The organism is Streptococcus sp. Marseille-Q4154 (assembly GCF_916700545.1).
In the GTDB taxonomy this organism is placed as follows: domain Bacteria; phylum Bacillota; class Bacilli; order Lactobacillales; family Streptococcaceae; genus Streptococcus; species Streptococcus infantis_I.
On sequence record NZ_CAKAKN010000005.1, the window covers coordinates 1 to 13,615 of the forward strand.

Annotated in this window: 13 protein-coding genes, 1 tRNA gene and 1 rRNA gene; 3 read left to right on the forward strand and 12 right to left on the reverse strand. The window is 40.7% G+C overall.

Going from position 1 to position 13,615, the window contains the following annotated elements:
• The 9 genes from LG369_RS08345 to LG369_RS08385 form a co-directional block, all read right to left on the reverse strand.
• Positions 1 to 64: ribosomal RNA gene (locus LG369_RS08345) — 16S ribosomal RNA — on the reverse strand; the annotation flags it as partial.
• 227 nt (positions 65 to 291) lie between these two features.
• Positions 292 to 363: transfer RNA gene (locus tag LG369_RS08350), tRNA-Glu, on the reverse strand.
• A gap of 136 nt (positions 364 to 499) precedes the next feature.
• Positions 500 to 1,111 (reverse strand): 30S ribosomal protein S4, encoded by a 612-nt coding sequence (rpsD, locus tag LG369_RS08355; protein WP_004253981.1) that lies wholly within the window; start codon positions 1,109 to 1,111, stop codon positions 500 to 502.
• 204 nt (positions 1,112 to 1,315) lie between these two features.
• Positions 1,316 to 2,350: a sensor histidine kinase gene (locus LG369_RS08360; RefSeq protein WP_225750787.1), complete on the reverse strand. Its 1,035-nt coding sequence runs from the start codon at positions 2,348 to 2,350 to the stop codon at positions 1,316 to 1,318.
• Entirely contained in the window at positions 2,347 to 3,045 is a 699-nt protein-coding gene (locus LG369_RS08365; RefSeq protein WP_061428507.1) for a response regulator transcription factor, read from the reverse strand. Before LG369_RS08365 ends, LG369_RS08360 begins: the two co-directional genes overlap by 4 nt.
• An 80-nt stretch (positions 3,046 to 3,125) precedes the next feature.
• Positions 3,126 to 5,213, reverse strand: coding sequence for an SSURE domain-containing protein (locus LG369_RS08370; RefSeq protein ID WP_225750788.1), 2,088 nt, complete (start codon positions 5,211 to 5,213; stop codon positions 3,126 to 3,128).
• Between the two features lie 156 nt (positions 5,214 to 5,369).
• Positions 5,370 to 6,035: a potassium channel family protein gene (locus LG369_RS08375; protein ID WP_225750789.1), complete on the reverse strand. Its 666-nt coding sequence runs from the start codon at positions 6,033 to 6,035 to the stop codon at positions 5,370 to 5,372.
• A gap of 13 nt (positions 6,036 to 6,048) precedes the next feature.
• Entirely contained in the window at positions 6,049 to 7,425 is a 1,377-nt protein-coding gene (locus LG369_RS08380; RefSeq protein WP_225750790.1) for a TrkH family potassium uptake protein, read from the reverse strand.
• Positions 7,426 to 7,457: 32 nt separating this feature from the next.
• Complete coding sequence (locus LG369_RS08385; protein WP_074324951.1) at positions 7,458 to 8,222, reverse strand: nucleoside phosphorylase; 765 nt, start codon at positions 8,220 to 8,222, stop codon at positions 7,458 to 7,460.
• A 190-nt stretch (positions 8,223 to 8,412) separates the two neighbouring features.
• Between LG369_RS08385 and LG369_RS08390 the strand changes: the two genes are divergently transcribed.
• The 3 genes from LG369_RS08390 to LG369_RS08400 all read left to right on the forward strand — a co-directional run bounded on the left by LG369_RS08390 (position 8,413) and on the right by LG369_RS08400 (position 9,814).
• Positions 8,413 to 8,865 carry a DUF3290 family protein gene (locus LG369_RS08390; protein ID WP_006154032.1) on the forward strand — a complete coding sequence of 151 codons (453 nt, stop codon included), beginning with the start codon at positions 8,413 to 8,415 and terminating at the stop codon, positions 8,863 to 8,865.
• On the forward strand, positions 8,862 to 9,494 hold the full coding sequence (locus LG369_RS08395; RefSeq protein WP_074324953.1) for a DUF421 domain-containing protein: 633 nt from the start codon (positions 8,862 to 8,864) through the stop codon (positions 9,492 to 9,494). The genes LG369_RS08390 and LG369_RS08395 overlap by 4 nt, the downstream gene beginning before the upstream one ends.
• Before the next feature lie 116 nt (positions 9,495 to 9,610).
• Positions 9,611 to 9,814, forward strand: a complete 204-nt coding sequence (locus LG369_RS08400; protein WP_000020982.1) for a CsbD family protein — start codon at positions 9,611 to 9,613, stop codon at positions 9,812 to 9,814.
• 60 nt (positions 9,815 to 9,874) lie between these two features.
• On the opposite strand, the gene LG369_RS08405 is transcribed toward LG369_RS08400, so the two are convergent.
• From LG369_RS08405 to LG369_RS08415, 3 genes are all read right to left on the reverse strand, one after another.
• Positions 9,875 to 11,095: a carbohydrate-binding domain-containing protein gene (locus LG369_RS08405; RefSeq protein ID WP_070678262.1), complete on the reverse strand. Its 1,221-nt coding sequence runs from the start codon at positions 11,093 to 11,095 to the stop codon at positions 9,875 to 9,877.
• Between the two features lie 154 nt (positions 11,096 to 11,249).
• Positions 11,250 to 11,813 (reverse strand): sugar O-acetyltransferase, encoded by a 564-nt coding sequence (locus LG369_RS08410; RefSeq protein ID WP_006153993.1) that lies wholly within the window; start codon positions 11,811 to 11,813, stop codon positions 11,250 to 11,252.
• A gap of 162 nt (positions 11,814 to 11,975) precedes the next feature.
• Positions 11,976 to 13,615: LPXTG cell wall anchor domain-containing protein (locus tag LG369_RS08415; RefSeq protein WP_225750791.1), on the reverse strand; the 1,640-nt coding region annotated here is incomplete at its 5' end.

Here is a 13,615-nt window from a genome sequence, read left to right on the forward strand (position 1 = left end):
CTACTTGCATGTATTAGGCACGCCGCCAGCGTTCGTCCTGAGCCAGGATCAAACTCTCATTAAAAGTTTGAGTTCTCACTCATTTCTGTCACTGACAGATTTATTGTTTTTTCATTGTTCAGTACTACAACTTCATGTTGTAGTGCCCTGCACATTGGTTCGTCTTGTTCAGTTTTCAAAGGTCTTTGTCGCGCTTACGACAACTATATTAGTATATCACAGTCACTTTTCTCTGTCAACAGGTTTTTTTAACTTTTTTAAATCCTATTTCCATCAACCGCGATACACCCATAGTCCGTACGGGATTCGAACCCGTGTTACCGCCGTGAAAAGGCGGTGTCTTAACCCCTTGACCAACGGACCTGAGCTTTTTCAACTCTTTCTATTATACCCACTTTTTCTGCCTTGTCAAGAACTTGAGATAAATTTTTCTTATTTTTTATTTTTTGAAAAACAAAAAGCCTACTGTTGTAAGCTTTCTGTATCATATATCTTAAAATTAAAGCATCTTGTTGTAGAATTCAACGATAAGTGCTTCGTTGATTTCTGGGTTGATTTCATCACGTTCTGGCAAACGAGTCAATGAACCTTCCAATTTTTCAGCATCGAATGATACGAATGCTGGGCGTCCAAGAGTAGCTTCAACCGCTTCAAGGATTGCTGGAACTTTCAATGATTTTTCGCGAACTGAGATTACTTGACCTGGAGTTACGCGGTATGATGGGATATCAACACGTTTTCCGTCAACAAGGATGTGACCGTGGTTTACGAATTGACGAGCTTGACGACGAGTAGTCGCAAGACCAAGACGGTAAACTACGTTATCCAAACGACGTTCCAAAAGAAGCATGAAGTTGAAACCTAGGATTCCGCCCTTGATTTTTGTAGCTTGTACGAACAAGTTACGGAATTGTTTTTCACCCACTCCGTAAGTGAAACGAAGTTTTTGTTTTTCAGCCAATTGCAAACCGTATTCTGACAATTTAGAACGGTTGTTTGGTCCGTGTTGTCCTGGTACGTAGTTACGACGTGCCAATTCTTTACCTGTACCTGTAAGTGAAAGGCCAAGGCGACGAGCTTGTTTCCAAGATGGTCCTGTATAACGTGACATATGTATGTCCTCCTAATATAAATATAATTTCGGCGGAAATAGTCACTTAGAAAGCCCTGATTCGTGCAGATGCCCTTCGCCTAAACAGCCAAGGTTACTTGTTATAAGACACCTGTTGACGAGCTTCATGCTTTCCTGCTGCTATTTCACACAAAGGCTATTGTACCATGAAATACTATATTTGTAAAGAGAATTTTTTTAGTTTCATTTCAAATCAAGATGAAATGTAAACGTACTTCCTAATCCATGCTGGCTTTCTGCTGTTATTTCACCACCAAGTTGATGGGCTAGTTCTCGTGCAATCGCAAGTCCTAATCCATGACCACCTGTCTTCATATTACGCGACGTTTCTACACGATAAAGTCGGTTAAAAATTTTTTCCAAATCTTCAGGAAGAATACCTTGACCCTCGTCTTTCACACTTATTGTGAGCTCTTCTTCTGTTAATTGAGCAAGAACTTCAATCCTAGTTCCAGGTTCTGAATATTTAAATGCATTGTTTAACAAATTGACTAGAATACGAGAGAGTTTGTCATAATAACTCTTGATTTTTGCAGACTCAGGCTTTACTTGAATGTAGACATCTCGCTCCTCTTGCTCAATCTGAAGTTGAAATTCACTCATCGACTCAATCAACAGCTGATCTAAAAACACATCTTCGACTTCTTCGTCAGCTATATCTTGAGGCTGAGCGTTAAGAGTCAAAACATCCAATTCCTCGACTAGCTTGTTTAAACGCTCGGTTTGGCGGCCAATCGTGGTTAAGTAATGGAGTCGTTCCTCTTCCTTGATTACTCCATCTAGAATGCCTTCCACAGTAACCTGAATAGAGGTGATGGGTGTTTTAATATCGTGGGAGAGCTGCGCAATCATCATTCTCTTTTCTTGCTCACTCTCATCAAGTGATTGAAAGGTATCTTGTAAATTGCGGGACATGTCATTAAAAGCTTGGCCTAACTCTTGAAATTCTATCGGCCCTTTGGTTTCAATTTCTGTGCTGAAATCTTTGCCAGCTATATTCTGAGCTTGTTTTTTCAAATGTTTCAGAGAAGAGAACACAGGCGACAAAAGAAAGATGCTCACTGCAGCGCCAATGAAACTTGCAATCAAGGTCATTCCAACCAGAAAGTAAACTTCACTTTTCTCAATCAACATTCGTTGGACTGCCCAGAAAACGACCAAAATCGTTAGTAGAGTCGAAACTAGATACCCCACTAAAATATAGCTTTTTAATTTCATTTTTTACCTCTCGGTCTTTCCATCTTATAGCCCAATCCCCAAACAGTTTTGATAGCAGGAGTGTTTAAATTCGTATACTTACTCAACTCTTGTCTCAAAGCATGGATATGAACATTGAGTGTATTTGTATCATCCACATAGTCCTCTTGCCATACCTTCTCGTAAAGTTCAGTCTTTGAAAAGACTCTCTCAGGATTGCTGGCTAATATCCATAGAAGTTCAAAAGATTTCACTGTCAATTCCAAAGGCTGTTCCCCAATGCGAACCTCATGAGTCACATGGTTGATCACTAAGTCACCAAACTCAATCTGCTCGGTCTCTCCGCCACGACTAAGGCGGCGCAAGATATTATTCACTCTCAAAACCAATTCCCGTGGGCTAAACGGTTTAGCTATAAAATCATCTGCCCCCAAACTTAATCCATAAATTTTATCCTGTTCGCTTGTCTTAGCAGTTGTAAAGAGAAAGGGTTGATCAGGAGCAATATACTGAACTTCGCTGATGAAATCATAACCGTCCATATTAGGCATCATGATATCTGTGATAATGAGATCGATAGATTTTTTTCTAAAAAGTTCTAATCCTTCCTTACCGTCATGGGCAACTAAAACATCGTAACCTGCCTGTAAAAGATAGCGATTTTGAATATCTAGAATATCTATCTCATCATCAACCAACAAAATTGTCTTTTTCATCTGACACTCCTTCGATAAAAACAGTGTTATACTTGCTTTAGTATAACACTATTTTCCGTAATGTTTAAATGATTTGAACCTTAATCTTCTCTTTTGACTTTCCAACCCAAAAATCCAACAAAGCCTGCGAAGGCTAGGCCAAGGATTCCGAGTCCAGCTGTAGCCGTTTGAGTTTCACCAGTATTTGGTAGCATCGCTTTATCATCTTTTTTCATCATATTAGCCATTGGGCTAGAAGCTGGTTGATCTACTTTCATATCTGACATATGGTGATTTGTACCCATCATACCCTCAGTCATACCTATAGAGCCTGTTTCAGAAGGCTTCGTATTCATCTGATCTTGTTGAGATGGTATTGTCGCCATTTCTTTTCCACGAAGCTGAATCGTTACTTGGCGAGTAGCAATCAGATTGGTCAAATCAGGTTTGCCATCTTTAGCGCCATAGACTTTAATAGTAGCTGAATATGTATGGGTTCCGTTAGCTCGAAGTTGCTCCAGCAAATCCTGACCATCTTTACCAACCGTATTACCATTCAAATCTACTTCATAGAAATATTGACCTTTAGCCAAGCCTTCAAGTGGCAATAAAGCAGGATTTTTATCCATTCCATTGTCTGACCATGGGGCTTTGTCTGAGGCTTTTAACAAGAGGCGAGTCAACATCCCATCTCCACCAAAAGCTTCGTATGGAATAACTTGGTTGACACCGGCCAAGAAAGGTCCAGGAACCATAGCCTTATCAAGGTAGCTAACTGGAACATCAATCATATCTTTGACATTGTTAACAACAGACTCTTTAACCTGATTTGGTGTGGTCAAACCATTCAAATTAACAGTCAAATCTTTAGTCGCTACTAGGTTAGTCAAATCGGCCTTGCCATCTTTCGCACCGTAAACTTTAATAGTAGCTTTATAAGTTTGAGTTCCATTTTGTTTCAAGAAGTTAAGAAGCTCTTTATCTGATTTACCTTGGGTGCCAGCCAAGTCTACTTCGTAGAAGTAAAGGCCTTTGCCCAATTTCTCTACTGGTGGGAGGGCAGGATTTTTAGCTGTTCCGTTGTCTGACCATGGAGCCTTATCGGATGCTTTCAAGATAAGGCGAGTCAACATCCCATCACCAGCAAAGAACTCATATGGAATGACTTGATTGACGCCGGCTGTAAATGGGCCTGGGAAATTGGCTTTGTCAAGGTAGCTAGCTGGGACATCTACTGTGTCTTTGGTATTGTCAGCCACACCTTTTTGCACTTCAGCTGGTGTGGTTAAACCATTCAAGTTGACATCCAAATTCTTAGTCGCTACCAGATTAGTTAAGTCAGGATTGCCATCTTTCGCACCGTACACCTTGATGGTAGCTTTATAGCTTTGTGTTCCATTTTGTTTCAAGAGGTCAAGTAGCTCTTTGTCAGATTTTCCTTGGGTATCTGCCAAGTCTACTTCATAGAAGTAAAGACCTTTGCTCAATTTCTCTACCGGTGGGAGAGCAGGATTTTTAGCCGTTCCATTATCTGACCATGGAGCCTTATCAGAGGATTTCAAGATAAGACGAGTCAACATACCGTCACCAGCGAAGAATTCGTATGGAATGACTTGGTTGACACCAGCTGTAAACGGGCCTGGGAAATTGGCTTTGTCAAGGTAGCTAGCTGGGACATCTACTGTATCTTTGGTGTTGTCGGCCACACCCTTTTGCACTTCAGCTGGAGTGGTCGCTGGTTGCGCTTCACTGGCTTCGCGGTCTTGTCCAGAAACTGTAGACGCAGGACTCTCCACAGGTTTAACTGCATCTTCTGTTGGTTTCTTAGAGTCAGGTTGTGCTTGCACTTCTTCTTTTGGTGCTACTACTGGCTCTTTAGCAGTTTCGTCCGCTTTTTCTGAAGAACTTGTCGTATCCACACTTGCTTGAGGTGTTGGAACAGACTGTTCTGAAGGAAGAGCTACATCTACTGCTTTATTTAGAACCTCTGCTGATAGGTCGCCCTTTTCACTCACTGAGGCGTCGTTTGACACGACTTGGGCAGGAGTCGGATTGACGACATCAGCACGTGCAGAACTTGGTTGACCGACTAGGACAAAGAAGCCACTAGCCACAACAACTGAAGCAACACCAACACTGAGGCGGCGAATAGACCAACGAGTATATCTCTGATTTGGATTGAATTTCATAGGATTCTCCTTAGAGTTTTCTTTTTTTGATAGCTCTAGTATAATCTCCTAAAATTAAAAAGGATTAAGAAAAAGTTAAAATTTTTCTTAAATCCTTCTTATAAAATACTTATATTGACTCAATAGTCACTAGAAAAAAGAATGGCCATTTCTCTTTTAATCATTGAGGTGTGCTAGATTATCCAAATATTGGTTATTGATTACTGCCATCATATAGCCATCAGCTTTCAATTGATCATCTGGACCAAACTGAACGTCTAGAGGAGCATTTTCATAGTCACGAAAACCAAGAATATTGAGATTGTATTGTCCTCGAAGATCAAGTTCACTTAGACTCTTACCTGACCACGATTGTGGAATTTTCATCTCAACAATAGAGACATTTTTGTCCAACTGAAAAACATCAACGCTGTTATTAAATAAAATAGTCTGTGCCAATGAGCGCCCCATTTCAAACTCTGGTGAGATGACTGAATCTGCGCCAATTTTTTCAAGGACTTTTTTTGCTGTATGGCTTTTAACCTTAGCAATAACAGTTGGCACTCCTAGACTCTTGCAATGCATGACTGCAAGCACACTAGATTCTAAATTTTCCCCAGTTGCCACCACAACTGTATCGCAGGTATCAATTCCTGCTGAGAGCAAGAGCTCTTCATCTGTTATATCTCCAACAACTCCACGTACCAAGACAGGTTCGAACTGATTAATTCGCTCCTCATGGTCGTCAATGGCGATTATATTTATATCATGCTGAGCGAGAGCGGTAAGTACACTACTCCCAAAAATACCCAAACCTAAAATTCCAATTGTCCGATCTGACATAGTTTATCCTTTCTTATCCTATCGTAATATCTGCTTTCATATAGTGGATCATATCTTTCTTATCTGGTTGATACTCAGCCAAACTAACTAATAGCGTCAGTGGCCCAATTCGTCCGATAAACATCAGTAACATGATAATGCTAAGAGCTAATCTACCTAACTCTGGTGTCAGATTGGCAGTCACTCCGACCGTGGCAAGCGCTGAAATTGTCTCGAACATGATGTAGATAAAGCGCGGATTCCCTTCAGCTGTTATTCCTACTAAGATTAAACCTGATAAAAAAGTTATCAAGAAGATAATAAAGACACTGAATGATTTTTGGACTGTCCGAGGTAAAATTGTTCTCCGAGCTACATTGGCATGGGGTAATCCTAAAAGTTCACTGCGTGCAAAGACCAATAATACAAAGAAGGTTGTGATTTTAAGCCCCCCGGCTGTTCCACCAGGCGCCCCACCGAGAAACATTTGTAAGATATAAATCAGCAAAGTAACAGGCCGAGCCTGGGTGTAATCAATAGAAGCAAAACCTGCCGTTCTCATGCTAACTGTTTGGAAAAAACTGACTAGCAATTTATCAGGGATGCTGAGATTGCCAATCGTTCCCGGATTGTTCCACTCTATCAAGAGGGTTGAAACTGTTCCAGTAAATAAAATTCCAGCTGTCAAGAAGAGAACCAACTTGGTATGGAAGCGAAGCCGCCGTTTTTTCTTGCTCAACTGCGTGGCCAGGTCAAACCAAACCATGAACCCTAGACCACCTGTGATGATCAAAGCAGCAAGCACTAGATTAATCAAAGGATCAGTTTGAAAAGCTACTAAACTTGTGCTTCCAAAATTATCAAATCCAGCATTACAGAAAGCTGAAATAGCTACGAAGATAGAGGTAAAAATCCCCCGGCCCCAACCAAATTCTGGAACAAAACGAAAACTTAACAGGAAGGCTCCGAGTCCTTCAACGATAAAAGTCGTCAAGAAAATCGAACGTATGAAAACCATTAAAGACTGAGTTTCTCCATAACTAAAGCTCTCCAAAATTGTTTCACGGCTACGAAGACTTAGCTTTTGCTTACTTTGAATATAAAAGATCCCTATAAAGGTCATGAGACCCAAACCACCAATCTGGATCAAAAACATACAGATTAACTGACCCCAGATGTTATATGTGGTAGCTACTGGTTGAGTAAAGAGTCCTGTCACACAGACCATGGATACTGCTGTAAAGAGATGGTCGAAATAGGTCGCTTGAGAGCTTGTTGCTTGCACAAATGGCAGACTCAAAAGAAGAGAGCCTGCGAAAATAACCAAAGCAAAACTCAAAAAAATTCGACGAGCAGGTGATAAACGCCCCAAGGTCGTGTTTATTTTTTCCGAAAATGATTTGAATAACATAGCTACATTGTACCATAAAATAGTTAAAGCAGTCACATATGACTAACGATTTCAAGACAGACTTCTAAGGCCTTGCCAAAAGCTTCTGCCCCCCAGTCACGACTGTCGTAGTTATCTAGATCTGCCAAGGAATCTGCGGTAAAGAGCAGCTCTCCCCAGACAACCCCACGTAGTTGGGCTACTGCCGCAAGAGCTGCACACTCCATCTCCACAACTGCACAGCCTTCTTCCTTACGATAGGCCACTTTTTCAGCTGTTTCTCGGTAAAAACCGTCTGTCGACCAGGTCATAACCTCCTCGTAAGGAATGCCTCTTTGTTCCAAGACTTGCTCAATGGCAGAGATAGCCTCAGTCTGCATCTCCATATAACGAGAAGGCGCTGCATAGTGGTAGCTGGCACCCTCATCTCGCAGAGCGCGAACAGGGACGAGAAAGGCATTTTCCTCAATATCGGCTAGGACTCCACAAGTACCAGTAGAGATGATTTTCTCCACACCGTAGCCAATCAACCAATCCATAAACTGGGCCGCTGGAGCAGAACCGACAGGAGCTTGGGCTAGACAAACTTTTTCGCCTTTGTAGTCCATGACATAGACTGGATAAGTCTTGGTGGCAGAAACGAACTCACCAACACAATCCGCCCCTACTTCCTGAGCATAGTGGTCAATCTCCTCCTCCAAAAATGCATAGATGCACTTCTTTGGCAATTGTAAATCTAATCCTTCGTGATTGGGCATGATGACTGCCTGAGGATTATCGTCAAACTCTAAAATAGGAATAGCATGTTTTTGAATCATAGAATACCTCCTCTAAATTTTTACTATTATAACAAAAGCCAAACGAAAGTCAAGACGGGAGGCTAAGTCAAATCAGAAAAACCTACCTTAAGTAGTAAACAACCATTAAATGCTTTTTCCTCTACTAACAAAATTGCTAAAACTTAGGAATTAGTTTATAATAGATTGAATTTGAAAAAGGGAGGTTCTTATGAAATTCTATTCATACGACTATGTTCTAAGCCAAATCAGTCAACAGGATTGGGTCATGATTATTGTGTCGACGCTCTTAGTGATTGTGACTGGATTCTTTGCATTTAAGGCTTTCAAAGATAAAAGAGGGAGTAAGTTCCGTGAATTATCGCTCATTTCTATTTTGACGTTAATTGCTTTTGTATTGATTAGCATTACGAATCTTCAAAACAACCAATCCAATGATAATCAATTTCGTAGTTCCTTGCACTTCATCGAAATTGTATCAAAAGAGTTAGGTGTTGATAAGAAAAATGTTTATGTCAACACATCAGCAGTGACTGATGGGGCGATTATTAAGGTTGGCAACAATTTTTATCGTGCCATTAGCGGGACTGACCAAGATAGCTATTTATTAGAAAAAATGGAACTCTATAAATCAGATGTTGAACTCGTGGAGGTTGAAAAATGATAAGCTTTTTTGCTACGATTGCAATTAAATTAGCCTTGGGGCTACTTTCTCTTGTTTTTGTTATTAACGTAACAGGTAAAGGAAATTTAGCACCAAGTTCTGCAGTAGATCAAATCCAGAACTTTGTTCTCGGGGGTATTATCGGTGGGGTTATCTACAATAGTTCTATCACCATCATCCAATACATTGTTATCCTCATTATTTGGACTATTCTCATTTTACTCCTCAAATGGTTGAATACCAATGTTTCCTTCATTAAACATCTGATTGACGGAAAACCTACGATTATCATTAAAAATGGAACATTAGATCCAGAAGCCTGTCGCTCAAAAGGTCTAGCTGCTGCTGATGTTGCTCTTAAATTGCGCGCTCAAGGAATCTTTCAATTAAAGGATGTCAAGAGAGCTGTGATTGAGCAAAACGGACAACTAATTGTCGTAAGAATGGGTGACGAAAATCCTAAGTACCCAGTCATCACAGACGGTGTTGTCCAAGTTGAAATCCTAGAAACCATTGGCAAAACTGAAGAGTGGTTAATGGATGAGTTAAAACAAGAAGGTTTTGAAGAAGTCTCTAATATCTTTATTGCTGAATATGATAAAGGTCAATTGAATGTTGTAACCTATTAAAAAAATAAACTGATGCTTTTCGTATCAGTTTTTTGCTTTTTAGCATAAAAGGGTATATACTTAAATTAGTATCTGATGTAATTTAGATAATACAAAAATTAACGGAGGTATCCCCCATGTCAATCGAAGAAAAATTCAACCAAGCTAAAGGTTCTGTTAAAGAAGGTTTTGGTAAACTAACTGGCGATACAAAAACTCAAGCAGAAGGAGCTGCAGAAAAGGTAGCTTCAAAAGCTAAAGAAGTTGCTGAAGATGCAAAAGAAGCTGTCGAAGGTGCAGTATCTGGCGTAAAAAACATCTTTAAAAAAGACGGAGAATAATTCTTTTTCGTCCTAATAACATAAGAAAATCTCCCTTCTCTTTCGAGAAAGGAGATTTTTTTATGGTCGTCCACCAGGACCTCCATTTCCTTGAGGGCCACCTCCACCAGGCATCGAATTGACAATCTCAGTTTGTTTTTCACCATTGAGATAGATGTCTCCACCTGTGTAGGTCGCTGTTCCATCAAAGTCAAAACCAGTTTGACCAGTCATTTTGATGGTTCCGCCATTGACTGTGATATTACCGTTTGAGTCAATTGGATCTGTATCCCCTTGACCAACTTCAACCGTCAAGTTCCCACCATTCATAGTAAAGAAGATTTCACTTTGTTGGGCATTTTTGTTGGCCGCATTGACACCATCATCTGTTGAATAGATGGTGATGTCTCCACCGTTGATAGTGATTGACTTACCTTCAAGCCCTTCTGTAGAATTCTTAACGGTATAGGTACCACTATCAATAACCAAATCACCTGATGCGTGGATACCATCGTCCCCTGCAGTAACAGTGATGGTATTATCAGAGAGATACATGGTTCCTACAGATGTGTCCTCATCATTGTCGACCTTAACTCCGTCTTCCTTGGCATCGATAGTCATGGTTGTGCCGGTAATGTTGAGTTCATCATTGACATTAAAAGCGTCTCCGACTGCTGTTATATTGTAGGTTCCACCTGTGATGTGAAGTGTATCGTTGGCCTTAATACCATTGTTTTTCTTACCATCTACATTGAGAGTTCCTTTACCGTTGATGGTCAAGTCCACTTTAGAGAAGAGGGCCGCGTCAGCTTTTTCATCACTATTAGAAGCAGAATCTGACAGGCTATTGGTTGTACCATCTGCTAGAGTTAGGTAAACATGACCAGCCGATGTTGCAGAAATAGGTGCATTGGCATTGGTCATGGTAGCGCCGTTTAGTACGATATGTACATCATCAGAATTTCCAGCTTCGATCTTAATTTGAACTCCATCAGATTGACCAGAGATCACATAGATACCTGACTTAGAGATTGTAACGGTAGATCCTGATACGGCAACTCCGTCACCTGATACCTTCGCCGTTGATCCTGACAAAGTTACAGTTGCTGCTGTCTTTTCATCATAGGAAGTATTATAGTCCTTGTCTGTGAAATAGTTAGTTTTCTTAGCATCTGTAGTTGATGTCGTTTTCGTTGTCGCAGTATTGCTAGCTGTTGTATTTGAAGTTGACTGGGTACAAGCTGTCACTAGTGCTAGAGTTGCTATACTCGTTAATAAGAATGTCCATTTTTTTGCTTTCATGCTCGTTTCCTCGACTTTCATTTTACATGCTCTTAGTCTACGTGACTTTCCTAAAATAAGCCTAAACTTTTTCTGAAAGTTTTCTTAACCCCATCCGAACTTCATTAACAATCATTGCTTATGGTACAAAAAAGAACAGCATTTCGCTGTTCTTTTAATTTTCTTTGACTGGAATTTCTTTGATAACTCGTGCTGGGTTGCCTGCCAGAACTACATTATCCCCAAAAGATTTAGTAATGACAGCTCCTGCTCCTGCAACAACGTTATCACCTAGTGTAACACCTGGAAGGACTATAACTCCACCACCTGCCCAGAAGTTCTTGCCAATTGTAATTGGTTTCCCAAATTCTAAACCTGAATTCCGTTCATCTGGATTCAGTGGATGAAGGGGTGTTAAAAATTGGCAGTTAGGACCAATCATAGCATTGTCGCCAATGGTAATAGGACAAACATCCAACATGGTCAAATTCCAATTGGAATAAAAATTTTCTCCCAAGTGGATATTAACTCCATAATCCACCATCAAACGAGTATTGATATAGAGATTTTCACCAGTAGAACCAAACCATCCTTTGATGATTCCCATCCCTTTCACTGGGTCCACTTCCTCATTAAAAGTTGCCTGTTTTTGACGTGCTGTTTGTGCCAGAGCACGAAGTTCTGGATCAAAGGGATGGTAGGGTTCCCCTGCAATCATTTTTTGGTATTCTGTTTTCATGTGATTACTTTCTTGTCTATTTTAGATGATTGTAGCATAGTTCCAACCTTAAAACAAGTTAGAATCAAACTTTACGTTTATAAAGATAAAAAAACTAGTACATCATTAAATGTACTAGTTTTTAAGTAGAAAGTTAACTATTTCCCTTCTTTAAAAGTCAGATTAGTCTTCTTTCTTTTTACGCGCGATAAGTCCAAATCCACTCAAGACACCTACTAAACCAAGAGCAGCAAGGCTAGCATGATCTTCAGTACCAGTATTTGGCAATTGAGGAGCATCTTCCTTAGTTTCTACTGTATGAGCTACTGGAGCTGGTGTAGTTGGTTTAACTGGCACTGATGCTGGTTTTGGAGTTGGTGCTGGAGTTGGCGCTGGCGTTGGTGCTGGCGTTGGTGCTGGCGTTGGCGTTGGTGCTGGCGTTGGCGTTGGTGCTGGCGTTGGCGTTGGTGCTGGCGTTGGTGCTGGTGTCACTTTCTTCTTGTAAATGTGTTGGACATTACCATCTTTATCGACAACTGTCTTCACAAACTCGTAACCTGGAATATCTTTCTTAGGTTGTTCTCCATCCTCGGTTGGATATCCTGGAATTGGGTTTCCGTTTTCGTCAACATGAGTTGTTGTGATCTTTTCGTAGACATGTTCTGTATCGCCGTTTGGCAATTTCTTAGTCTCTACGAAGCGGTATCCTGGAATATCTTTCTTAGGTTGTTCTCCATCCTCGGTTGGATATCCTGGAATTTCATTTCCGTCTTTATCCTTGTGACTAGTCTTCACTTTTTCGTAGACATGTTCTGTGTCACCGTTTGGAAGTTTCTTAGTCTCTACGAAGCGGTAACCTGGGATATCTTTCTTAGGTTGTTCACCGTCTTCTGTTGGGTTACCTGGAATTGGTTTACCATCTTTGTCTACAAACGTAGTAACTGGGGTTACAGTTGGGGTGTATGTTGCAGAAGCTTTTGTTCCGTTCATATCTTCACGCACAACTGTCACTGATGGAGCAGTTCCAGTAAATTCTGGTTCTGGTTTAAAGGTTACTGTTCCATCTGGAGCTACTGTGTATGTACCGACTCCTTCAACAGTCTTAGTTGTTGAACCATCTTCAAATGTAGCTGGAACATCATCATTCATAGGCACACGGCTATCGCCTTCCTTGAATGTTGGTTTGCCAGATTGTTCTTTACCTTTTGGTCCAATAGATGTAACAGGTTCTGCTGTTGGTGTTACTGGAGTTACAGTTGGTGTGTACTTAGCTGTAACTGGTGTACCATTCTTGTCTACACGTTTAACAGTCACGCCTGTTCCTGTTCCTGTGAATGATTTTTCTGGTACAAATGTAACTGTTCCGTCTGGGGCTACTGTGTAAGTTCCCTCACCTGGAATTACCTTAGTTGTTGAACCATCTTCGAAGGTTGCTGGCGTATCATCATCCATTGGTACACTTGGGTTACCTTCTGTAAAGTTAGGTTTACCTGTTTGTGTTTGACCTTGAATATCTGTTGATGTTGCTGGTTCCGCTGTTGGTGTTACTGGGGTTACAGTTGGTGTGTACTTAGCTGTAACTGGTGTACCATTCTTGTCTACACGTTTAACAGTCACGCCTGTTCCTGTTCCTGTGAATGATTTTTCTGGTACAAATGTAACTGTTCCGTCTGGAGCTACTGTGTATGTTCCTTCGCCTGGAATTACCTTAGTTGTTGAACCATCTTCGAAGGTTGCAGGTGTATCATCATCCATCGGTACATCTGGGTTACCTGGTGTGAATGTTGGTTTACCTGTTTGTGTTTGACCTTGAATATCAGTAG